General features: G+C 39.9%; 19 protein-coding genes. 7 read left to right on the top strand and 12 right to left on the bottom strand.

Annotated features, from left to right (window positions below):
• Window position 1 precedes the first annotated feature (1 nt).
• The gene (gene tnpC / locus G8D99_RS07820; RefSeq protein ID WP_166322603.1) at window positions 2-1,606 is read left to right on the top strand and encodes an IS66 family transposase; all 1,605 of its coding nucleotides are present in this window, start codon (window positions 2-4) and stop codon (window positions 1,604-1,606) included.
• Between the two features lie 133 nt (window positions 1,607-1,739).
• Here tnpC and G8D99_RS07815 read toward each other — a convergent pair whose 3' ends face one another.
• From G8D99_RS07815 to G8D99_RS07775, 9 genes are all read right to left on the bottom strand, one after another.
• Window positions 1,740-1,985 carry a hypothetical protein gene (locus G8D99_RS07815; protein ID WP_166324127.1) on the bottom strand — a complete coding sequence of 82 codons (246 nt, stop codon included), beginning with the start codon at window positions 1,983-1,985 and terminating at the stop codon, window positions 1,740-1,742.
• A gap of 10 nt (window positions 1,986-1,995) precedes the next feature.
• A complete protein-coding gene (locus tag G8D99_RS07810) occupies window positions 1,996-2,172 on the bottom strand; it encodes a hypothetical protein (protein WP_166324124.1) in 177 nt (58 codons plus the stop codon).
• Window positions 2,169-2,609, bottom strand: a complete 441-nt coding sequence (locus G8D99_RS15780; RefSeq protein ID WP_166324121.1) for an RHS repeat-associated core domain-containing protein — start codon at window positions 2,607-2,609, stop codon at window positions 2,169-2,171. Before G8D99_RS15780 ends, G8D99_RS07810 begins: the two co-directional genes overlap by 4 nt.
• Window positions 2,610-2,724: 115 nt before the next feature.
• Window positions 2,725-3,048 (bottom strand): hypothetical protein, encoded by a 324-nt coding sequence (locus tag G8D99_RS07800; protein ID WP_166324118.1) that lies wholly within the window; start codon window positions 3,046-3,048, stop codon window positions 2,725-2,727.
• 1 nt (window position 3,049) lies between these two features.
• A complete protein-coding gene (locus G8D99_RS07795) occupies window positions 3,050-7,699 on the bottom strand; it encodes an RHS repeat-associated core domain-containing protein (RefSeq protein WP_166324115.1) in 4,650 nt (1,549 codons plus the stop codon).
• A 116-nt stretch (window positions 7,700-7,815) separates the two neighbouring features.
• Window positions 7,816-8,945 (bottom strand): IS3-like element ISAcsp5 family transposase gene (locus G8D99_RS07790; protein ID WP_166322579.1). Its coding sequence is split into 2 segments (ribosomal slippage): window positions 7,816-8,693 and window positions 8,693-8,945, totalling 1,131 coding nucleotides; the frame shifts between segments, so codons are not numbered across the junction.
• A gap of 89 nt (window positions 8,946-9,034) precedes the next feature.
• A complete protein-coding gene (locus G8D99_RS07785) occupies window positions 9,035-9,424 on the bottom strand; it encodes a DUF4150 domain-containing protein (protein ID WP_166324112.1) in 390 nt (129 codons plus the stop codon).
• A 41-nt stretch (window positions 9,425-9,465) separates the two neighbouring features.
• Window positions 9,466-10,794 (bottom strand): DUF2169 family type VI secretion system accessory protein, encoded by a 1,329-nt coding sequence (locus G8D99_RS07780; protein ID WP_166324109.1) that lies wholly within the window; start codon window positions 10,792-10,794, stop codon window positions 9,466-9,468.
• Window positions 10,795-10,802: 8 nt separating this feature from the next.
• Complete coding sequence (locus tag G8D99_RS07775) at window positions 10,803-13,022, bottom strand: type VI secretion system Vgr family protein (RefSeq protein ID WP_227554379.1); 2,220 nt, start codon at window positions 13,020-13,022, stop codon at window positions 10,803-10,805.
• 302 nt (window positions 13,023-13,324) lie between these two features.
• Here G8D99_RS07775 and G8D99_RS07770 point away from each other — a divergent pair, with 302 nt between their 5' ends.
• From G8D99_RS07770 to G8D99_RS07755, 4 genes are all read left to right on the top strand, one after another.
• Window positions 13,325-15,055, top strand: a complete 1,731-nt coding sequence (locus G8D99_RS07770; protein ID WP_166327621.1) for a SulP family inorganic anion transporter — start codon at window positions 13,325-13,327, stop codon at window positions 15,053-15,055.
• 187 nt (window positions 15,056-15,242) lie between these two features.
• Window positions 15,243-16,445 carry a serine/threonine transporter SstT gene (gene sstT, locus G8D99_RS07765; RefSeq protein WP_166324106.1) on the top strand — a complete coding sequence of 401 codons (1,203 nt, stop codon included), beginning with the start codon at window positions 15,243-15,245 and terminating at the stop codon, window positions 16,443-16,445.
• A 164-nt stretch (window positions 16,446-16,609) separates the two neighbouring features.
• Complete coding sequence (locus tag G8D99_RS15910; RefSeq protein ID WP_406741511.1) at window positions 16,610-16,789, top strand: hypothetical protein; 180 nt, start codon at window positions 16,610-16,612, stop codon at window positions 16,787-16,789.
• A 389-nt stretch (window positions 16,790-17,178) separates the two neighbouring features.
• Window positions 17,179-17,718: a DUF2058 domain-containing protein gene (locus tag G8D99_RS07755; RefSeq protein WP_166324103.1), complete on the top strand. Its 540-nt coding sequence runs from the start codon at window positions 17,179-17,181 to the stop codon at window positions 17,716-17,718.
• Between the two features lie 56 nt (window positions 17,719-17,774).
• Here G8D99_RS07755 and G8D99_RS07750 read toward each other — a convergent pair whose 3' ends face one another.
• From G8D99_RS07750 to G8D99_RS07740, 3 genes are read right to left on the bottom strand one after another with little or no spacing between them, the layout of a single operon-like run.
• Window positions 17,775-19,271: a sulfite reductase subunit alpha gene (locus G8D99_RS07750; protein ID WP_166324100.1), complete on the bottom strand. Its 1,497-nt coding sequence runs from the start codon at window positions 19,269-19,271 to the stop codon at window positions 17,775-17,777.
• A 13-nt stretch (window positions 19,272-19,284) separates the two neighbouring features.
• Window positions 19,285-19,875, bottom strand: coding sequence for a PepSY-associated TM helix domain-containing protein (locus G8D99_RS07745; protein ID WP_166324097.1), 591 nt, complete (start codon window positions 19,873-19,875; stop codon window positions 19,285-19,287).
• Between the two features lie 19 nt (window positions 19,876-19,894).
• Window positions 19,895-21,472: a DUF2271 domain-containing protein gene (locus G8D99_RS07740; RefSeq protein ID WP_227554378.1), complete on the bottom strand. Its 1,578-nt coding sequence runs from the start codon at window positions 21,470-21,472 to the stop codon at window positions 19,895-19,897.
• Between the two features lie 104 nt (window positions 21,473-21,576).
• Here G8D99_RS07740 and G8D99_RS07735 point away from each other — a divergent pair, with 104 nt between their 5' ends.
• Together G8D99_RS07735 and G8D99_RS07730 are read left to right on the top strand one after the other, a co-directional pair.
• Window positions 21,577-22,476 carry a DUF4198 domain-containing protein gene (locus G8D99_RS07735; protein WP_166324095.1) on the top strand — a complete coding sequence of 300 codons (900 nt, stop codon included), beginning with the start codon at window positions 21,577-21,579 and terminating at the stop codon, window positions 22,474-22,476.
• 493 nt (window positions 22,477-22,969) lie between these two features.
• Window positions 22,970-24,820 carry an ABC transporter ATP-binding protein gene (locus G8D99_RS07730; RefSeq protein WP_166324093.1) on the top strand — a complete coding sequence of 617 codons (1,851 nt, stop codon included), beginning with the start codon at window positions 22,970-22,972 and terminating at the stop codon, window positions 24,818-24,820.

Raw genomic sequence — 24,820 nt, 5'->3', positions numbered from 1 at the left:
CATGAAAATGCTGCCTGATTTAAGCCAACTCACCCATGAACAACTGCTGGAATTTACCCGGCAGTTGGCGATGCAGCATAAGTCTCTGGCACAATCAAATCAAGAATTAGAAAAATCAAACCAGCAATTGGATGCCAAAGTTCAGCATCTTTCTATTCTCAATCAAAAATACGAGCATGAACTGGCGCTGTTTAAAAATCATAAATTCGGCAGTAAAAACGAACATCTTACCGCAAAACAAATCCATCTATGGGACGAAGCGGTCGAAGAAGATATCGCAGCCGTTGATCTAGAATTAGAACGATTAAATGCAGATAAAACCGATGCAGTGACACAGAAAGCCACAGTCAACAAACCTAAACGTCGACTGCTGCCAGATCATCTACACACCATCCGTATTGAGCATGAACCTGCATCAACCCAATGCAGTTGTGGCTGCCAGTTACGTCGTATCGGCGAAGATATCAGTGAAAAACTGCATTTCAGACCGGCACAGTTCTACAAGGAACAGCATGTCCGTGGCAAATGGGTCTGTGATCAGTGCGACACTCTGACTCAGCAAGCGATGCCTGCCTATGTGATTGATAAAGGCATTGCTTCACCTGAATTGCTCAGCCATGTGCTGGTATCGAAGTATGCCGATCATTTGCCGCTGTACCGTCAGCGCCTGATCTATCAGCGGGCGGGCATTGATCTGTCCAGATCTACTTTATCTGACTGGATTGGTCGCTGCGGTGTGGAACTGGAACCTCTGGCCAATGCCTTAAAACAGGTGGTGCTGCAACAGCGGGTGATCCATGCCGATGAAACGCCGGTCACCATCATGCGGATGGGTGATGATGAGAAAAAACCGAAGAAAGGTTATGTCTGGGCCTATGCCACTACACAGTACAATCCAGTTCAGGCAGTGATCTATGACTTTCAGGATAGTCGTTCAGGTCAGCATGCTGAAGCGTTCCTGAATGGCTGGCAGGGTCATCTGGTCTGTGATGATTACAGTGGTTATAAAGCACGCTTTAAATCAGGCCAGGTCATTGAGGTGGGCTGCATGGCACATGCACGTCGTAAATTCCATGAACTGTATGTGACCGGGAAAAGTCAGATCGCTGAACAGGCATTAGTGCTGATTCAGAAACTGTATGCCATAGAAGCAGAACTCAGGAAAAAGACCGATGGTACAGCAGAACATCGCCGCGAATACCGGCAACAGCATAGCCAAACGGTGATGCAACAACTGTATGAATGGCTCAGCCAACATTATCTGGCGGTGCCATCGAGTTCTCCAACTGCCAAGGCGATCAATTACAGCCTAAAACGTTGGCAGGCACTCTGCCGCTATCTGGATGATGGCAATTTGCCTATAGATAATAACTGGATTGAAAATCAGATGCGCCCCTGGGCGTTGGGACGTAAGAACTGGCTGTTTGCTGGCTCGCTGCGCAGCGGCCAACGAGCTGCCAATATCATGACTTTAATCCAGTCAGCAAAGCTGAATGGACTGGATCCGTATGCCTATTTAAGTGATGTGCTGAAAAGGCTGCCGACGCATAAAGTCACCCAAATAGAAGAATTACTGCCACACCGCTGGAAATCCGACCAAAATTAAAAAATAGGCATGGGATTCAGCGGACGCTTACAATAATTATCCCTTCTTACAATCTTTAAATTAAAAATCAAACATATTGAGAATGTTATGTTAATAGGTTCAACTAAGGTACTATCCTAAGAATTCCCTTAAATCATTTTTTATATTCATGAAGAGCCAATTTATGCCAGCCAAATTTTTCGATTTCACTTAGAGATGCAATATGATTTTTAATTTTATATCCTAAAAATGGAGGTTCTGATTGTATACTTAATACTGAATACCAAGATGCTTCGCATTCATCACAATTTAAAAAAGGGATATTTTTTGTTTCATCAACGGTAAGAACTAGACGCCCCTGACCATAACATTTCGGACACACCATATACCAAAAACTCATATTTTTCTCACTATTTAATTGGAAACGCTGTAACAAGTTTATTAGTATTTCTTTCAACAACTATGAATAATTTACTCAATTGTTCACCAGTATCTCTATCATAACCAATTATTTTATTGGTTTCGATCGTATATTCATCTCTATCACCTGGCTCAGCCTTATTATCAGGACAAGGCTTAATTTTCATTCTTTTTTTCCAAAATTTATTAATAATACTCTTAGGGTTTTTATTAAATAAAGTTTGAGTATGTTTTCAGGATTGACTTTAAAATGACCATTCATAATATGATCATGTCGGCTTTCTCCACGACTTTTGACACTATTCCAATCTAATGAACCCCTATTTTTAGCTCTGCTTTTCAATCCCCACGGGTCAGTCCACTCAACAGGATTCGGCACGTACTGAAAATGATTATCACCTCCTGCTAATCCAATCGGATCATGACTAATAAATCGCCCTGCATCAGGGTCATAATAACGAAAACGGTTATAGTGTAAACCTGTCTCAACATCATAAATCTGCCCCTGAAAACGATGCGGTTGAAGTAAATAGCTTTGCTCAGTAGCATTCAAGTGAATTGGATTTATTTCTTGAGCTACCTCTAGCCCTTCAACTGTAACCACTCAGGCTTAGCCTTCGTCTTACTACATGGAAAACGTTGTTTTCTTATCCATGCGCATTCCCTATACTTCTTTATCCAATAAAGCACTTTCCAATAAATATTTCCAGACTTCGAATTCAGTTCTCTAGGTGTAATTTTTTATCAATTATTTTTATACAAATTTCTATATATTTATATACTTCATTTATATTTCGAGTTTTAGCCTTAAAAAAAGGCTTGGACCAGTTTTCATTATTTATTAGCAGTATAATAAAACTACCTTTTACTCTACCTGATGGATACCAACCTACATCAATAATATATTCATTTTTATAAAATGAAATTTGAAGTAAGTCCTCAGTTAAAAAATCAATATTGGATTTTGCTTGGTTATTATCTTTTAACCATGAAATATTATCACATGTAATTATGCCATCTTTGATATTAATTTTATCTAACATTTTATTTTTTTCTCTTCAATAGTTTATTAAATTCTGATTTTGAAATAGGATGACCATGAATAACACCTTGTGAACATTCAACTCTCATATATGTAGTTTCTTTACCTTCACTTGCACCAATAATTTCTCCTAAATCCATAATTTTCCATTTAGAGTTTTTACTTCCAGGTGTATTAATCTCAATACCAGAAGCCCAAACTCCTCTTTCCAAGGCTTGAATATTAGTATTAGGCTTATATTTAGCCGGACCTTTTTTAGTTGACTCAACAACTTTATCCCATTTTATATTAGCTGGTACATGTTTGTTTCCATGACTTGTCCAATCTACATCTGTCAGACTTTCACAACATGCTAATCCATAAGGATCTACCCATTCAACAGGATTCGGCGCATACTGAAACTGATTGTCACCACCCAACAAACCAATCGGGTCATGGCTGATAAACCGCCCAGCATCAGGGTCATAGTAGCGGAAACGGTTATAATGTAAACCTGTTTCGTTGTCGTAGATTTGCCCTTGAAAACGATGTGGCTGCAGTAAATAACTTTGCTCTACTGCATCCAGTTGAATTGGATTTATCTCTTGAGCTTGTATAACCTCTTGCCACTCAACGGTAACTGTATTGCCCCATGCCTGATACACCGCCTCCCATGCAATCTCACCATTATGCTGAGTTAACTCTCGTGGAGTTCCCAAATGATCATTTTGATACCAATACACTTGATGTTGATTGTGTTTAGGTTTCGGAAGTTCGTCGTTACTGGCTTGTTCTATTTCAGTTTGATTTAAATCTAAACCTTTAAGTTCTCCAATATTTTGCAGTGCAATTTGTTTGAGTTGATTCAGTTTTTCTATACTGGCTGTTGATGGTGCTTCGTCATTCGCTGCATTTGTCAGCTGATCATCTAACCAAACGAGACGTGCCAATGGAATAAAACTATCCGTTTCATACACCGTGGTGAATACATGCTTACCATTGTGATCTTGTAGTATTCGGTTACCATCCCAAACATTCCATACCGCTTGTTTTTGAATCAACTGTGTGGATTCAGTTTGTATCGTTTTGGCAGGTCGAATAATCTTAGATCGATTGGTATTAAAATGCGTAGATATAGCTGAGTGTGTAGATCCCCCCAAACTTAAGTTCATGGATGAACCCAGTTGATGGTTCGCTGTTGGTTCTGAGTTTTGTGAGTCAGCTTTTTCGTGCTGTATTTTGGCTTGAATTTGCTGCGTAATGATTTCTTTTTTATAGGTTTGACTCTGGTTCGCTATCCTTCGACCAAATGGATCATAACAGTACTGTGTTTGTATAATCTCTTGCCCACCTCTTCCATCGGGCTTCATCGAGGTTGAGGCTTTAAGCTGATTCTGTTCATCCCACTCCAAATCTATTTGTCGTGTCGTAAATTGATTGAGTAAATGATTGCCACTGAGTTGTTGGTGGATATGTCCAAAGGCATTCTTATCTTTGATGTGAATACGTTTTTGTATCACACGCCCTAAATCATCATACTCATAGTTCACAGTTTGATGGGCTTGCTCAAGATGCTTCACACGGTTATCTAAAATTTTAGATTGTTTATTTTCTGCTGTAGAGGCTATTGGTAAGATGTTACTCGCAGGGTCAAAAGCAAATTGCTCTCGTATCTGAATGAAATTCTCACTTTGACCTTGTGTGGACAGTTCACTTCCTGTTAACCGTGACAAAACATCGTATTGATAGCTTTGTTTACGTTGCCATGAAGCGGTAGATCCACCAACAAGGTTGTTTCCTTGTTGGGTACGAGATGTTGAATATAAGTACCTTTTGTCTAAAATCTCTTTAAGCTGACCTGCTTGATCATAGTCATATAAGCGCTCTAAACGTTTTTGAGATGGATCCTGCTCCCATGCCACACTTTGCTCAGTGAGTCGTCCCATTCGATCAAGTTTAAATTGGCTATGTAGTTGCCCTTGAGTTCGTTCGATTTCTTGATGTAAATCATCACGTTTTAAACTGCTGATCTCATGGATGCCTTCGCTATCCTCTAAGGCATAATGCCACGCATGACCAGACCCATAATACATGGTCTTGAGCTTACGCCCATCGGGCAATGTCGTTTCTATTCGGTTGCCCAATTCGTCATACAAATGTGTCAACGTATGGGTACGCTGTGTATGTTCTTGTGTTGCCTCGTTGAACCAATGGGCAATGAGTTGTTCTTTATTGAGTTGACCTATGGCGTCATAGCTCAGTTTGACATGGCTGTCAGCATTACGCGCTTGTATCAATTGCCCAGCAAGATCGTACTCATAGCGTGTTCTTTTTTTCTCCGTTAAGTCATGATGATCAACGATATATTGTTCAATTAATTGCCCTAATAAATCGCGTTTAAAAACGGTACTGTATCGGATTTCTTTGTTTTCAGTCAGTTGACGATGCTTGATCAGATGCCCCGCAGCACTATATTCATATTCCGTACGCACCCCATCAAAAGTGGTCTCCGCAATCACTTGATCATTCGCATCATATTCAAGTGTCCAGGTCTGTCCATTTTCATTGGTTAAACCGACAAACCTTCTGAGCTGGTCATAGTGATAGGTCACTGTTCCATTGGCTGGGTCAGTACGTTGAGTCGGTAAGCTATCCACACTGTATTGATAGGTTGTCGTTCGGCCTAAGGCGTCTCGATACTCAATTAATCGTTCTAAAGCATCGTATTTAAACTGTTCAATCGTTCCGTCTGGGTAGTGAATTTCACTCGGTTGCTGCTGGTGTGCATAATATTTAAAACGGGTTTCAAGCCCTAATGCATTCTGAACAGCAGTGAGTCGGCCATAACGGTCATAATGATAATTGGTCGTTTTACCACTACAGTCTTGATACTTTTGTAGGTTACCGAATTTGTCCCACAACATGCGCTTCTGACCGCCTTTAGCATCTGTCAGCTGATATGCCATACCTGTGGGTGTGTATTTGATATGAGTTTGATGGCCCAAAGCATCAGTGATGACTAAAGGTTGACCGGCAAAATCATAAGCTGTGGTTTCGCTATTGCCTAAAGGGTCAGTCACTGTAGTCAATCGACCTTCAGTCCAAGTTAAGCTGATTTCTCGCCATATAGGCAAATGAGTTACGGCATCATATTGAATCAGACTACGAATTTTTGTTAGTTCAGCACCATTATATTGATACTGTGTAATTCCGCCCTCTGCATTAATTTTTTTGATGAGTTGTTGATTTTCATTGTATTCATAAAATTCGGAAGAACCATTTCCATCGATATACTGAAGTAAATAGTCATATTTATCAAAATAAAAACGTTCTATTTTTTCAATGGCACTATTCGGTGCTGATATAACATCCGTGTACCCATCATGATATTGAAAAATAAACTCTTCCCCGTTACTGATCCAATGGCGAATCACCTTTCCTTGGGTTGTGTATTCATCATATTCATAGTGACTACTTAGACCCTCTACAATATGATGAGCGACCATGATATGGCTGTTCCACTCAAATTGACGTACCAATTTTAAGCGATAATCTGAAGGTTGGTTCGCTTCTACAGGACTATTATCTGTGTAGACTTGTACTAAATCAGCTTCATCTGAATACCCATATCGTACTAAGGTTTTAATATTGAGCACATCATCTAGACTCACAAATTGACGATTGGCTTCTTTTTCAGCCAAAATTAAAATGTCGTCTAAAGTTAAATGAGTTGTTTTTTCAGGCGAATGCTCTCGTATATGATTTATGTTTTTTAGATGTCGAATTTCTGTTAAACGAATTTGCTTGTTTATCTCGACAAACTCAAGAGAAAGCACCTGATTGATACTATCAATAATATGACTCGGATAATTTTGTCTGGCATGATCTTGGTGTAAATATTCAAATTGAATTCGATTACCGTATAAATCTTGTGTCCCTGTACATAAAATTAAATATTCGGGCTTAGATGTCTTATGATCAACTTGATGATAAAATTCATAAAACGTTGATGCTGATGCTAATGTACCCAACGCAATTTTAAAACGATAGGTAGAATGTGGAAATTCACTCCCTGTTTCTTCACGGATCAATGTCAAATTATCTTGTAAGCAATAATAGGTTGAACCTTCTTCTAAGAAAGGAATCTCCACAATATTACCCATGGGTAATATTAATTCTATCTTCTTTTGAAAAGTGAATACTTTAATTTGGGCTACAAAGGGACAGTCCCATCCTTGACCAAACCAAGTATATGGATTTTGTGATGTCCCAATATCACTTTGGCTTGAATATGTTCGTTTCCAAACCAAAGGAAATGCCGAGTTTAGGCTAAAATCTAAGTCTATTGAACCATCTAAAACCTTACATCCAGTTACACTATCAACTGGACTACCTTTTTTTTTCTTTTTATCACATTTATCATCTTTCTTTTTTTTCTTCTGACCTTTAACTTGGGTACCCGTATTTTTTGCTTGTTCAGCTTTTCTTTTTGCTTCAGCCGCTTTTCTTGCTTGATCAGCTCTTTTCTTTGCTTCAGCCGCTTTTTTTGCTAAATCGGCAGCTTTTTTCGCATCTGCGATTTGCTTAGCAGTTTTAATGCCTTTAACAATTCTATAACCACCAACAGCGATACGGGCTACACCAAGTCCAATGGGGATAAGGGGTAAAGGCATAAATGAAACTCCTAATAATATTTTTTTATGTTTTAGTACTTATTTATAATGTGGTTCCGTTAATTAGACCACTCAATTCAGTTTTATAAGTGATAAATCCGCTCTAAATATTTAAATTATGCTGCCATTACTTTTAGTAAATGTTCATCATAAAATTCATCCGGTGTTGCCTTATTCAAACTTGAATGAGGACGTATCATGTTATAAAAATCCAAATATTCAGCAAGTGATTGTTTCGCTTGTTTAACCGTATCGTAAGCCTTCAAATAGACTTCCTCATGCTTCACGCTGCGCCATAAACGCTCAATCATCACATTATCCATCCATCGTCCTTTCCCATCCATACTGATACGGATATTTCGCAATTTTAACTCATTCAAAAATGCCTCGCTTGTGAATTGACTGCCTTGGTCTGTATTAAACACCTCTGGACAACCATATTTCACAATTGCTTCTTGCAACGCATCTATGCAAAAGTCTGTTTCCATACTGATCGATACTCGATGAGCCAGTACTTTACGACTATGCCAATCTATAATTGCACACAGATAGACAAAGCCTTTAGCCATAGGAATGTACGTGATATCTGTACACCAGACTTGATTAGAGTGATCGATGACCATGTTTTTCAACAGATATGGGAAAATACGGTGTGCAAGATTAGGCTTACTGGTATTGGGTTTTGGATACAAGGCATGTATTCCCATCAAGCGCATTAAACGTCGGACTTTACGCCGACCTATTTGATGTCCTTGACGCTGTAGCATATCTCGTATCATTCGACTGCCCATAAATGGGTAGTCGAGATGAATTTCATCGATTAGACGCATCCAACTCAAATCAGTTGATGAAATCTCTTTGGGCTTGTAATACAACGTACTGCGATTGATTTGAATCAATTGCGATTGTTGTCGTACCGAAAGTTGATGGGTCTTATCGATCATTTTTTGCCGCTCAGCTGCCCTATTTTTCTGAGCGCACCTTCTAAAAAATCAATTTGCAATGCCTGATGTCCTATCTTGGCATGTAGAGCTTTGAGGTCAATCTCTGGTTCTTGTTGTGCTGTTGGTCGTGAAAAAATATTGACTGATTGCTCAAGCAGTTGATTTTTCCAATCGATGATTTGGTTTTGATGTAAATCGAATTGAGTAGAAAGTTCAGCGAGTGTGTGGTCGCCTTTAATTGCTGCGAGAGCAACTTTAACTTTAAACTCTGCTGAATGATTACGACGTTTTCTTCGTGTCATGGTTGACTCCAAAAACAAGCATTTCCCATGCTTATTGGGGAGTAGATTATCACTTATAGGCGTGGTCTAAAATCCTAGAACCACATCATTTAACTTACTTTTCCAAATGTATTACCTTTACTGGCTGAGTGAGAGTTCATATATATTTTGTCTTTTTTTCGGATAGATTTTTTACCGTTAATTCTGACGCTTGAGCTACCTTCATCAGGATAATTATTGGCGATATGGGTTTTACTACTCAAACCTTTCAACACACCCGCTTCATCGCCCATTGTTTTGGTGATCACACTTTGGTGTAATACAACAGGATTTCCATTTGCTCTCACATTTTTGGAAACTTTGACTGAGTTCACTAACTGAGCAACAATCATATAAGGTACGGGCACCACTGAACTGCCTATTGGGGTACGACATACATCAGGCGTACTTGAAACAACGATCCAGCCTGATTCTTGTCGCAATTGTAGTTCTTTTGCCATAACGTATAATTCTCCTAAATCTTGTCATTGTAAAAATGTTTTTAATTCACCAAATCAAGTCGTATGAGAGTGATTGATTCAGGTTGCTTATCAATGACAACTTTATGTGTAAGACTAATCGTCATTTGATCTGTATCAATCAGAACTGTCTCAGTTTTAAGCGCAACTTCTTCCTGCGTTGCATCTTCACAACAAATAGTCGCTAAAGGTTGATGACCTTTAAAATGTACACAAAGATACCCATCATCAGAGAAATTTGGGTGAACCAGATTCCATAATTCCAATTTAGAAGCAGGGTTAAATACTTCAATCTGCTGATCTTCAGGAGCGCCATTCCAATATCGATAATCCATATCAAAAGGTGGATAAGGATGCTGTTCATCTAACCATTTTTGGTCATAGGTTCCTGCATAAGCAATTCGAGGTAACCAAGAACGCCCAATAAAACCAAAACCAGCAGGTATAAAAGGATATTTAGATGCAATTTCTTGCATTTGACTCACTTTTTCTAACTTGCCTTTTTTAGCTTGATCAATAAAAGCCGGTTTTTTTTGGCGTTGCAAATATTGTTCAACTCTTGGTGCCTTGATAATTTTAAAATTTTTTAACTTTTCAGTTTTAGATTTATAGTGGTTAACTTTTTCACAGCATTCAAAATATGAACTATCAACCCATCCACATCCTAAAGGATTGGTATAGCATGCTTCATTTAAAACCGGTGTCAGATCATTATCATTTTTTTTGAGGAAATGATGTCCACCAAAGGTATATTCCCAACGAATAGGACATGCTACAAAAGCTGCTAATCTCGTTCTTTTCCAACCTGGCAATAAAATATTTTGTTCAAAATGTGATTCACCTAACACACTTAATGTTTTCTCAAGCTGGGAAACATATTCAATATTTTTTTGACGTACTAACTGGGCTTCATATAATTGTTGCTCCTTAATCCACTGCTTTTTTTGAGATTCAGTTAAAGGCATTTTGGGATTCAATGGCTGAGGGATTTTAGGTGGAATTAATGCTTGATGTTGTTTAGGAACGCTCAATCGAATTCGTACAGCAATTGCAGACACCGGTTTTTCATTTTTTGAATAAGCAGACCCATTAATAATGACATCACATTTGGGTTTAAAAGGTGCCAAATCACTTTCGATTTTTACACTGCTTTTGCCTATTTCACCCCAATACTCATCAGCCAAACAAAGAGGAATAGAACCGTCTTCAATCAGCTCTAAATCCCATTGATTTTCAGACAAACGATTGATCTTGTAGCTCACTTTCATCACTACAACATATTTTTCAGTCCTTTGTGCATCAGCTACTGTATATAACAGCGCAGGAAACACAGTATTATTTTCGAGAGTCATAATTTATATTAATTAAGATCAATATCTTTACCATTAATTTGAACTGGGCCGGAGCCGTCAATCAAAATCTCTTTACCTGAAATTGTAATTGAGCCATCAGACTTTAATACCAGAGTGGAAGCACCCACTCTAAGTTCAAATTTATCCGCCACGTCAATTGTAAATGTCTTCCCTACACTAATATTTTTGGCTAAGCCCACTTGCTCAAATTGTGCTAAACCGACGGCAGTATTCATCGCACCAGCGACGGTCACAGCATGGCCTGCGCCCACAGTCACAGCATATGCGGCACCGACATTAAGCGCCTTTGCAATCGCAACAGATTCAATTTTATTTAAGCCCACAGTGACGGTTTGATTTTGCCCGACTGAAGTAGACTGATTTTGCGTCACACTAATATTTTGATTTTTGGAAATACTGTCGGTTTCATTCCCGACCACCGATTTAGTCCGGTTTTGTTGAATGGTGATATTCTCATTGCCTGTGACGGTTTTGGTTCTATTCGCACCGATATTAATCGTTTCGTTACTACCCACCGTTTCTGTACGGTCTGTCCCAATGGTTATGGTTTCATTATTCCCCACCGTTTCAGTACGATCTGCACCAATCGACACGGTTTCATTGCTGCCAATCGACTTGGTTCGATCTACCCCAATCGTATGGGTTTCATTATTTTTAACATTGATGTTCTGATCTTTTTCCGCTTGAATCCAGACTTCTTCTGCACCTTTTTTATCTTCAAAACGAATCGCATTGGCATTTTCAGTGGTTGCACCTACCGTTGATCTTGACAATATCCCTGACTGAGTGGCGTTTGCAGGCAATTCCCAAGGGGGTAAATTGTCTTCGTTGTAGACACTGCCAGTAATGACAGGTCGATCAGGATTGCCATCTAAGAACTGAACAATAACCTCTTGCCCAATACGAGGAATTGAGACCATACCAAAGTTGCTGCCTGCCCAAGCGGTTGCAACTCGTACCCATGCGGATGAGTTTTCGTTTTGCTGCCCTAAACGATCCCAATGAAATTGAACTTTTACACAACCATATTTATCTGTATAAATTTCTTCACCTGGAGGTCCAACTACTTTTGCTGTTTGTAAGCCATAGATTAAAACCGCTTCGCTATTACTATTGAGCTTTGGAATCCAAGCTAAATTACGATCTAAACACTCAATTTCAGCTTCATATTGTGCTGTTCTTGTCTCTATTTCATACAGATAGTTATTTCCCACCTTATGGGACAGACTGGTAATCAAATATTCAGCAGGCACATCTGTGGAAGAATCTGCTCGTGTTAATTTGAACCAATGCCCAATTTCAGCATACGCATTATTACAGCCTAAATAGTGCATTTTTGCTTCAGCTGCTATTGCATCACTTTTTTGTTTTAAATTCTTATTGCCTTGTTCAGCATCTTTAAATGCATACGCACCATCATAAACATAGCTTTCGAGATTCATTTTATTTGCGAAAGCAGTAGTGGGTTTAAACTCAGACTGTAATTGATCTGGAGATTTAAAATCAAACGTAGATGAAGAATAATGATTAAAGGTCATTTGAGACTGACTTGCAGTAGAGGTAATACCAACTAGATTGTTATGAGAATCACTCCCCCGCCAAACTAATTCATTATTCGGGCTTTTAATGCCTTGACAGGTTTGGGTTTGATCAATGATATGTAAGGTGTGTCCATCGGCACGATGTTCATACCAATAGATCCAACCTGCCTTTTCCCACTGACGTTGTAAGTAGTTATAGTCTGTTTCATTAAACTGCACAGAAAAGGTCGCTTCTGGATCAGGTTGACGTAAATGCCAAAGAACGTCACTAAAATGACAATTTTTGAAGAGTTGCAGACTACGTTGCTTAAGTGACATTTCTTGAAAAACTTGACAATCATTTCGGTAAGTTAAAAACGCCAGCCAAGGTCTCAAAATCATTTCATAACGACTATAACCCGCATCATTTTTAATAAATTTAAAACTAAAAACATAACCGTTGAAAAACCGTGAACTACCATCGTGGCGCATACATTCAATACACGCCATTTTGCCAATTAAATCATCCAAAGGTATTTGGGAATTTTCAGATAAGATTTCAGCTTTAAAAATAAAATCATGATTAAACTGTTCATGTGCTTCTAAATAGTTGACGACCATTTGTGAGGCAAATGCAACATCATTATCAGGGAAAGTCAGCTTTAAAATTCGATTTTGTTGATCCACAGCAGGCACCAATTATTGTAATTTGTTAGAATGCGTTAAGTTGTACGTGACTAATTTTATGGGAAATTGTTATTGATGATTTAAATCAAAAGTTAGTTTAAATTATTAAGTTTTACTTTACATCATGTGTAATAAAATATTTTTATCTTTTTTGTTAAATTTGAGCCTGCTATAGATCTATTGTGCTTAGCTTTTTTTTATGGGCTTAATATCGACTTGTATATTTTGTTATTTAATGCTCATGCAGTTTTGAATTTTAATAGGATATACGTTTACACAAATGATTTTAGCCGTATGTAGGTATACCCTTGTCCAAAGATCAAATCCTTAAATTACTGCCCGCTTTATCATGGTTAAAACGCTACAATACAGCTGTGTTTAAGGATGATCTACTGGCAGCACTGATTGTTTTGGCAATGCTCGTCCCGCAAGGGATGGCTTATGCTATGATTGCAGGCTTAGCTCCAATTACCGGTTTATATGCCAGCATTTTGCCGATGATTGTGTATGCCATGTTTGGCACTAGTCCAAATTTATCGATTGGTCCTGTGGCACTGATTTCCATGATGACTTTTGCGACCCTTGAGCCTTTATACGAAGTCGGTTCACCTGTTTATGTCCAAGCGGCATGCCTATTGGCACTGTTGGTCGGGATCATTTCGTTATTGTTGGGGATTTGCCGTTTTGGTTTTCTCATTCGCTTGATCAGTCATCCGGTGATTAAAAGTTTTATTATTGCTTCGGCATTGCTGATTGCCTTAAGTCAAATTAAGTTTTTACTCGATGTGCCTTTACAAGCCAGCAATATCATTGAGTTTGGCATCAGTCTGTGGCAATACCTCAACTTAAGTAATATTAATACTTTGGCTTTTGGTCTTGCGGCTATAGCTTTTCTGATTTATCTGCCCAAAGCCCTACAGTCCTCATGGATGAAGAAACGAATTCCATCCACTCAAATGTTAAATAAAACCATTCCATTGCTCCTGGTCGTCATTTCAATTGCTTTGGTGCATTTTGCGCATATAGACGAAATGGGCATTAAAACAGTCGGTGAAATTCCATCGGGCTTTCCGCCATTAAGTATGCCCTTTTGGACACTAGATTTGGTTTGGACGCTGTTACCTGGTGCAGCCATGATTGCGATGGTCAGTTTTGTAGAGTCGATTTCGATCGCACAAGCAACTGCCTTTCAGCAACGTGCAGAATTGAACAGTAATCAAGAGTTGGTGGCTCTCGGTTTTTCAAACTTGGCGGCAGGTTTTAGTTCTGCCTTTCCAGTCACGGGCAGTTTATCGCGTACCGTAGTCAATGCCGATGCCGGCGCAAAAACCCCGATGGCAGGTGTGATTTCGTCGCTGTTTATTATTGTGGTGAGTCTATATTTCACAGGCTTATTTAAACAATTACCTTTGGCGATTCTTGCTGCCACAATTATTGTCTCGATTTGGAAGTTGGTCAGCTTTAAAGCCTTTTTTGATGCATGGAAATACTCGAAAGCCGATGGCTTTGCCATGTGGGTCACTTTCTTTGGCGTGCTGTGCATTGATATCTCAACGGGTTTAATGATTGGCATTGTTTCGACCTTTATTCTTTTATTATGGCGCATCAGTCGACCGCATATTGCGGTCATTGGTATGGTGCAAGGCACACAGCATTTTCGCAATATTTCCCGGCATGAAGTATTGACCAGTACCCGCTTAGTCTCGGTACGAATTGATGAAAATCTCAGTTTTTTAAATGCCAATACTTTAAAGGAGTTTGTGATTGCCGAAGTCAGTCAACACGCACATTTAGAGCATGTGGTGATCAATTGCTCAAGTATCAGTAATATTGACTTAAGCGCTTTAGAAACTTTGGAAGAAATTAATAGTGATCTTAAGAAACTGAATATTGCCCTACATCTAAGTGAGGTCAAAGGTCCCGTCATGGATCATTTAAAACAGTCTGATTTACTGATTAAGCTCACTGGAAAAGTATTTTTAACCCATTATCAAGCGATGCATGAATTAGATGCCCAAACCTTTCACTCATAAACATTTTTTGTGCAATTTTGATTTAAATCTAAGCTTTTAAAATCATGATATTTTCTAAAAAGTTACATGTTATTAATGGCTTATTTTTTATTATTAAATTGTTCTAATTGTGTTATTTGATTTCAGTATAGAATAGCCCACTTATTTATTCGATTTTAAAGCCAGTCTAGGCAAATTAGGTTCAGTTATGTTCGCTGCTCTAGCACGTTTGAGTTTAGTTACCAGAATTATCATCGCCATCGTTTTAGGCATAGCCGTAGCTATCTTTTTCCCTGAATTTGCCTCCAATTTAAGCATTTTTGGTGAAGTTTTTATCAAGGCCCTAAAGTCAGTTGCGCCTATTTTGGTTTTTGTGTTGGTTTTAGCTTCTATTGCGAACTTCTCTGTGGGTGGCGGGCACAGTGCTAAAATTAAACCCATTATGGCCATGTATGGCATTGGGATGTTTTTATCTGCACTCACTGCAGTCTTTGCAAGTATTCTTTTCCCCACCACCCTCCTCCTCAATGTTCCTGCTGACGCAGCTTTACAGCCACCCGGCAGCCTGACTGAAATTTTTAAAAATCTGATTTTAAGTTTCGTTGCGAATCCTGTAACAGCGATTAGTGAAGCAAACTTCATTGGTATTTTGACCTGGTCAGTGGCACTTGGTTTGGCATTTCGCCATGCCAGTGATTCATCTAAACTTTTTTTAAATGATGCTGCTGCAGCTGTAAATTTTGTCATTCGTACAGTGATTAGCCTTGCTCCATTGGGTATTTTTGGTTTAGTGGCTGTGACTTTTGCACAGGTGGGCTTATCGACTTTAGCGAGCTATGGTCAGTTGCTTGCGGTTTTGATTGGCACCATGCTCTTTGTTGCGTTGGTGATTAATCCAATCATGGTGGCTTTTGTAACGCGTAAGAATCCGTTTCCGTTGGTCTTAAAATGTCTTCGTGAAAGTGGCATTACCGCTTTCTTTACCCGAAGTTCAGCTGCAAATATTCCAGTAAATTTAGACTTGGCTAAACGTTTGGGTGTACCTGAGTCGACTGCCAGTGTGGCGATTCCGTTGGGTGCTGCAATCAATATGGCAGGTGCTTCGGTGACCATTACCGTATTGACCTTGGCTACTGTACATACTTTAGGTATTCAAGTTGACTTTCTGACCATGGTGATTGTATCGATCGTAGCGACGATTTCTGCTTGTGGTGCATCAGGTGTTGCCGGTGGTTCATTGCTACTGATTCCGGTCGCTTGTGGTTTATTCAATATCTCGAGTGATATTGCCATGCAAGTGGTTGCCATTGGTATGGTGATCAGCGTATTGCAAGACTCGACTGAAACTGCCCTTAACTCTTCAACTGACGTTCTGTTTACGGTTGCGGTTGATCAAGCACCTACAAAATAATCTATTGGAATGGCGATCTTTTTAATACAAAGATATGCCATTTCAACACTTACCCAAATGGGTTCAATTCGGGGCGTTCGTGCTCGCAATGAATGCGGGCATGATCAATGTTCTCAGTCTGATTTCTCGATCTAATTTCTCTGTTATATCAATCTGTGTCGCATATGACCGCAAATGCCCATCTTTTGGCATTGCATGTGGCTCAACATGATGACTCCTCTGCACTGCTCCTCATTTTAGTTTTACTAAGCTATATACTTGGTTCAAGTTATTGCAGCTTTATTTTAGGCAATCGTTATTTTAAATTGGGTCGCCGTTATGGCTTGCCCTCATTAACGTATTGACTGCCTTGCGTTGGTGATTGATTCAAGGCTATGCTCGCTCTACCACCTTTGAGCATGTGCAATCAATCATGGGGGTATAAAATGTGGTGTTCAGTCATGATTAAGGTAACATTATTCATACCACGCATTGATCATGGCTACTAGCCGACTGAGAACTGGCATTGGGCTACTTTTTTAGAGGGCTGAAAACCGATCATAAGAAAGTGATGTTACATTTACTGATCTTATTTGGCTTTATCTGTGGAAGTTTGGTTGCGGCAGTGACCTATCCTTATTTACAATTACATGCATTGCTTCTTCCCGCAGGTTGGAGCTTGAGGCTCTGCCTGATGTATTGGGTATTCTATTTTCGGCATTTACATCTTTAAAAGTAATGGTTGGTATTTCTCATGGTTAAAAATGCATTGCAGGCGCAATTGCTTAAAGCGGGCTTAGTGGACAATAAAAAGGCGAAAAAATTGTCTAAGCAAGCAGTACATGCACAACGTACAGGTCAAAGCGATGATGCTGCAATCAAGGCAAAGATTGAGCAAGATTTGCAAGAAAAATTGGCAAAAGACCAAGCCTTAAATGCTGAAAAGAAACGTTTGTTAGATGAAAAAACCTTGCATGCTTCTGTGGTGCAAATGATCAATCATCACAAAATTAAAGATACCGATGGTGAGATTAGCTATCAGTTCATCGATGAATCTAAAATCAAAAAAGTCTATATCAACCAACAAATTTATAATGCCTTGGTTTCCGGTAGTTTGGTGGTGGCTAAAAATGGTGAAAGCTATGCCTTTTTACCAAAAGCTTTGGCGGATCGAATCAATGAAAAGCTAGCGGGCTTTATCATTGTCAATAACGCAGAAAACAACAATAACGATGTGACTGATGAAGAAGATCCGTACGCAGCTTATGTGATTCCAGATGATTTAATGTGGTAATTTAATCTCATAAAAAACCGATGTATAATGACATCGGTTTTTTTAAACTTCATTTGTTAATATACATCTCGAAGATAACGCTTTTCTTGGATCAGTTGCTCAACCACATCTTCACCAAGAATATCAGTTAAGGCATTATCGACATCTTGCGCCATGCCTTTTAAGCTGCCGCAGACATAAATCACCGCTCCACGTTCTACCCACGTTTCAAGCTGATGGGATTTTTTATGCAGGCAGTCGCTGACATAGCGAACTTTGTGTCCATCACGTGAATACACCAAATCCAATTCCCTTAACGTCCCGCGCTGTTTCCACGCTTGCATTTGCTCGACAAAACCTCGGTCAAACTGCTGTTGACGCTCACCATAAATCAGCCAATTGTTGATATAACCTAATTTTTGGCATTGGTGCAGATGCGACATTAAACCGGCAATTCCTGAGCCATTGCCAATTAAAATGATTGGGCGAATGTGCTCAGCCAGATGGAAAGATGGATTCGATCTCACACGCGCCTGAATGGTTTCACCCAACACCGCATGCTCAGTGAGCCAACCTGAGCCAAGCCCCAACTGTCCTTGATAAATTTCCTGACGGATCACCAACTGTAAATAACCCATAGACGGAATGCTGGCTGCCGAATATTCACGATAATCGAGCTCTTTAAATCGTGAGATCCAAGTTAAAACATCTTCATCTGTTAAACGATTGGGTAAAAGATGCAGATTTTTAATTTTTAAAGATTGCGCATCAAAATCAGGTGCAAGCTGGGCAATTTCAGCTTGATACACGCTCATAAACTGTTGAATACGCGCATCAGAATTGGCACATTGCACTTCAATGATGTCGCCTGATTGCCAGTCAAATCCTTGTGGAAACTGCAGTGCTATGCGGTATAAGGGATTGCCTTGACTGCCTCGATTGAGTAATTCACGTTCTGATAAGGTTAAAGCAGACCATGGCTTGGATGCAATTTCAGTAAAATCCACCAAAGAGCTATGAATCTCTTGTTCAAGTTGATTTTTCCAAGTAACCAAATCTTGCGGTTTTAAATGATCAACACAGACGGTTTTAAACAGCTCTTGGGCATTGTTCTGTTTTAACCATGCTTCAAGATTTAAACCGAATTGACAAAAGTTGGAATAACGACGATCACCGAGTGCCAAGATTGCAAATTTTTGCTGACTCAAATCCAAACTTTTTGACATGATTTTAAACAAAAACTGTCGTGCAGCATCTGGTGCATCACCTTCGCCATAGGTGCTGACAAACCATAATATGTTTTGCGCTTGGGATAAGTCATCCGCTTGCACATGCTGAATATCTAACACCCGATTGGAAATATTCAGATGCTTAAACTTTTCTGCAGTCTGCTGTGCAAGGTTGGCGGCATTGCCAGACTGCGTGGCATAAATGATTAAATATTCATGGCTTTGATCTAAAGGTTGTTTAAGCTGCTTAGATTTGTTTTGCCACAACAGCAACACCAACCACAGTACATGTAAAAACAACAGCACTGCCAGTGCAATCAGAATATAGCTCACTGCTTCAGTCATGACCTATACCCTTTTAAATTGCAGACCAAATCAACAATAGAAGTAACGCAATACTCACTGCTGTTAGGGTTAAATGAGTCACCAAACGGGTTTTAATACTCAGGAATAAAATATACCCTGCAATCGACAACAGTAAAATCAGCACTGCTGAGATATCAATCATCCAACTCCATGCTGTGCTGGCATTTTTACCACGATGTAACTCATTGATCAGCGATACCGTAGAGGCGGGTTTGGTGGTGATTTCTGCTTCAGCATTGTCCAGTGTGACCCACACGTCGCTAGAACCGGCAGGACTTTCAAGGTGAATCATCACCTCGCCATCCATCACTTCACTGCTTTTATAACGTCCCACCAAATCCTGTTTTGAGCGGACATAGTCCAAAATCTCATCGCTTGGGTTTTCTTTACCCTCAATGGATTTTAATAGTTCCTTCGGCAATGTGATGACATGACTGGTTTCATCTTGAGCTGGTTCAAACCAATCAGGATGATTGAGCAATAAACCCGTGACAGAAAAGAACACTAAAGTTAGAAAAGCAAATGCAGACAACCAACCATGCACATAGCGTGCATGGCGGTAAAAATCTCGACGTTGGTACACTGTCAAATCTCGAAGTGAATTAATTCACTTTTTGGAAGTTAAGTTTAATCGCACCAATTTCTTTTTGTGCCGCTAAAGCCTGATGAATTGCTTTGGCTTTCACATCAAGATTCATGGTTTGATAAGAATGGTCGCCGTGTTCGCGCGCAGTTTCAATATGAATTTGATACTGACCTGCTTTCACCGCTTTACCATTGTCATCTTTACCATCCCAAGCCAACTTATAATGACCCGGTTGGCGTGAAGGTTTTGCCACAGCATCAAGGTTGGTCATTTGACGACCATAGCGTCTCCACCATACGTAGTTGGTGTTGATCCATTTTTCGTCCTTGCCCCATACCGCTAAAGTACGCACCAATTTTTTGTCGCTGTCGGTCACCCAAACATTCACATAAGGTGCACGGTATTTCTCAACATCAAGCTTTGGAATCACAACATCCACAATCGCTTGATACCCTGCAGGCCATTTTGCAGCACTTGAGCTAGCAACATTACGCATCTCTGCGGGCGCGTCGGATTGTAGCAAATTATTCCAACCGCTACTTTGATAAATTGCGCCGTCCGCTGTGGTCAGTTGAGACTCATAACCTATCAGTGCTTCAACCAAAGCCAAACCATCGGTTGGTGACATGGCTGCCAGTGCGGTAGCCAAAGCATCGGTATCGGCTGCACAAGTCCCCACCACCACACATTGTTCAACCTGTTGCAAAGCTTCGCCGGTTTTAGGGTCAAGTAAATGCGTCTGACCTGCCAAGTTGCGGTAGCCTTTACCACTAAAGGCAACCGCTTGATCTTGTAAATTAAGCACTTGGCTCGGTGCAGCATTGTCAAAGTGATTAAAAGCGTCTTGCACACCAATGTTCCAACCCGTTGCTTGAGCAGTGGCTTTTTGTGGCGCACTGCCCCATACGCGCATATCGCCACCAAGATCAATCAGCACACCTTCAAGTTCAGGTACCGCTTGACGTGCAGCCGCTAAAGCACGGTCGATGATATAGCCTTTGGCATAAGCATCTGGGGCAAATTTCACACTTGAGCTACTTTGAATGGTTTGCGTTTCAGCATCTAACTCAATCTGGTTTTTATCCAAATGACTGATGATTTGCGCACGGGTTTCGGCATCGACTTTGGCAATGCCTTGTGATTTTTCCCAAGCCGTAATCAATTGACCTAAACGGCCATCAAACGCACCGCAGGTCTGGTTGCGCCAATTTTCACACGCTGCGATCACTTCAAATAACTCAGGCGATACTTTTTGTTTGCTGGTTGCAGTCTGATTTAACGCTGAGATTTCACTGTCATCACGCCAAGTCGATAAAATTTGATCTAAACGAGCAATTTCAGATTCAATTGCATTCAGCGCACGTTTTGCATCTTGCTTATCAACACCCGTCATCACTACATCTAAAGATGTTCCTAGAACATGATCACGGTGGAATTGATGACTTGGAAATTGATTTTGATCAATCGGGGTAACGTTTTTTGTATTTTCAGAGGCTTGTGTGCCAAATGGAGCAATCAGTGCAATTGCCATCATGATAGGTGAAAGTCGAAATGCAACACGCAAAGGATTAAAATTTCTCACAGTTGTAGCCACACCGATGCTCCAAAATATTTTTTAAGATGATATTGATAATGAGAGTTGTTATCAAGTAAATTAAACCAAATTCATTACGATTTTTTTACTTGGATGTACTTATTATGAATCGCTGGCTCAAAATAGCACTGTTATCATCATTACCTGTTGTGGCGTCTGCACACACCATGAGCCCATTTGTATTGCCAGAAGCGTTTGATACCAAAGCAGCACAAAATCTAAGTTTCCAAAGTGCTGTGACCATTGAAAAATTCTTCACACCGGGCTTTAACTTTAAAACCAGTTATGTGATCACGGAGCCAGATGGTCAACAAAAAACGATCAATCCTGCGGCATCGCTTAAACGTTTCAGTGTAGCTGAATTCGATTTACCCAAAGATGGTACTTATCGTATTCGTACCCAAGATGCGTTAGGTAATAGCGGTAAATATGCATTGGTTGATGGTCGTTGGTTACGTGTACGTGCAGCGCGCCCACAAGCGGCAAATGCGCCTAAGCCTGAAGCAAAACAATCAACAGCACAAACAGCGAAAGCTGCAGATGCAAAACCTGCTCAACCACCCCGTATGATTATGTCAGATCAAGTCCCTGCCAATGCGCAAACCCTTGAAGTGACCAATCACCTGATTGCAGAAACGTTTATTAGCAAAGCAAAACCAAGCGCAATCCCTGCGGTAACCAACAAAGGCTTTGAACTGAAATTTATTACGCATCCAAACGAATTGTATGAAGGTGAATCACTGAAAGCACAAGTATTAAACAATGGTAAAGCAGTCAAAGATTTAGAAATCGATGTCTTTAAAGGTGCAGGTCAATTTGATGGCGCTCAGACAAAAGAGCTATCTGCAGTTAAAACCAATGCAAAAGGTGAATTCGAAGTTAAATTTGATGAACCGGGCGTGTATCTCATTACCACCAGTTACCCTGAAGCAAATCCAGATGCCACAAAGAAACCTGCAACAGATGTTTATACTTATGGTCTAACTGTTGAAGTGACACAATAATATCGTGTGTCATGCAGTTGGTTTAAACCAAAATGCATGACACAACTAAAAAAAGGGATAAGTTGACTTATCCCTTTTTAATGAACTTCTTTCATAAATCATTTTATCCCATTAAAATTTATCATCAATTTTGCTCTCTTTTCAGAAGATCTGAAGCAGTGCTTCGTAAAGCAGAAGTTCTTCACTTTAACGCACCTCATCCAGACCTTCTGCCACAGTGACAAGGAAATTTCATTGATCATGTAGATTATGCTGTTACGATCAATTTTTCTTTTTTGAAAGAACACCATTGATTATGATTGATTCATGTTCACCCTACATAATCTTTAAACGCTCAAAGCTAAATCAATAGCCAATCACTGAGTTAATAATGGTTAGAAAACGCTGAAAAATAATAGTACAAATCCCATCGACCAGCGCGCATAAATTTTTACTTAAACCCCATTTCACAGTACACTCGAGCTTATGAAAATTAAGCATATCGAGATCATAAATGTTGCAATGGTTTGAAAGATTGGTTGATCCCTATCCCACCCAAGGCTTAAACGAACCCTTGCCCAAAACATTTTTTGCTTTTGTTTGGCAAGCTGCATCTGGCGTTAAAAGATATTTACTGTTGTTGGTTTTATTCACCGCTGCGACCGCCAGTTTTGAAGCAATTTTCTTTTCTCAAATTGGTCATTTGGTGGATTGGTTGACCCAGTCTACACCTGAGACTTTTTTAGAACAACATAAAAACAATCTGTTGATGCTCAGCTTCTTTTTATTGGGCAATATTTTATTTTCAAGTTTACAGTCGATTATACGCCATCAAATCTTGTTTAGTAGTTTCCCAATGCGACTGCGTTGGCGCTTTCACAATCTACTATTATTGCAAGGACTGGATTTTTTCCACAATGACTTTGCAGGACGTTTATCTGCCAAAGTCATGCAAACTGCACTTGCTGTGCGTGAGTTTTGGGTGATTTTGGGTGACATGGTCACCTATGTGATTATCTATTTCATTACCATCAGTGTGGTATTGGGGAATGTTTCCCCTATTCTGCTCGTCCCGTTATTTTTATGGCTGATTTTATTCGTCAGTGCTGCTCTGTTCTTTATTCCACGTTTAGGAAAAGTTTCGAAAGCACAAGCAGATGCCCGTGCGGTAATGACCGGTCGTGTAACAGATGCTTATACCAACATTCAAACGGTAAAACTGTTTGCACATGCTGGTCGTGAAAGCCAATATGCCAAAGAGTCAATGCAAAACTTTATGCGTACGGTGTTTGCTCAAATGCGTTTGGGCACATCTTACGAAGTGTGTACCAACCTGCTCACTGCGGTTTTATTTTTTGGGGTTTTAGGGACTGCAGTTTGGTTGTGGTTACAAGGTCAAGCACAGATTGGAGTGATTGCAGCCACCACAGCGATGATTTTAAAACTGAACAGTATGGCTGCTTTTATGATGTGGCAAACCTCGGCCTTGTTTGAAAATATCGGTACCATTCAAGATGGCATGTCGACGCTCGGTAAACCGCTTAATATTCAAGACAAAGAAAATGCCACTGTTTTAAAAATCAAAAGTGGTGAAATTGAATTCTGCGATGTGTGTTTCGCTTACAACGACAAAAATGTCATTAATCATTTTAATCTCACCATCAAACCGGGTGAAAAGATCGGGATCGTGGGGCGTTCAGGTGCAGGGAAATCGACACTGATTCAACTGCTTCTTAATTTTTATCGACTCAATCAAGGTCAGATTAAAATCGATCAGCAAGATATTCAGGACGTCACTCAAGACAGTCTCAGAAAAAATATTGCCTTAGTTACACAAGACACCTCTTTATTACATCGTACCGTGGCTGAAAATATTAAATATGGTCGCCCTGAAGCGTCTGATGAAGAAATGTTTGAAGCGGTGCGTAAAGCCAAAGCTGAGGAATTTATTCCGCAACTCACCGATTTACGCGGTCGTACCGGCTATGATGCTTATGTCGGTGAGCGTGGGGTGAAACTGTCAGGGGGGCAACGTCAGCGTATTGCCATTGCACGAGTGTTTTTAAAAGATGCGCCTATTTTGGTCTTGGATGAAGCCACCAGTGCTTTAGACTCTGAAGTGGAAGCTGCAATTCAATCCAGCCTTGATGATTTGATGCAAGGCAAAACAGTGATTGCAATTGCGCATCGTTTATCTACAATTGCACAAATGGACCGCTTAATCGTTTTAGATCAAGGGGATATTGCTGAGCAAGGCACCCATGAGCAATTGATTGCTCAAAACGGAATCTATGCACAACTGTGGCAAAGACAAACCGGCGGTTTTTTAGTAGAACAAAAAGTGCAAGAAAAGGAAGACGAATAG

The sequence above is a fragment of the Acinetobacter lanii genome, assembly GCF_011578285.1.
Lineage (GTDB): Bacteria > Pseudomonadota > Gammaproteobacteria > Pseudomonadales > Moraxellaceae > Acinetobacter > Acinetobacter lanii.
The sequence above is the reverse complement of the archived record's forward strand: the minus strand, read 5'-3'. Positions and strand labels throughout refer to the sequence as shown.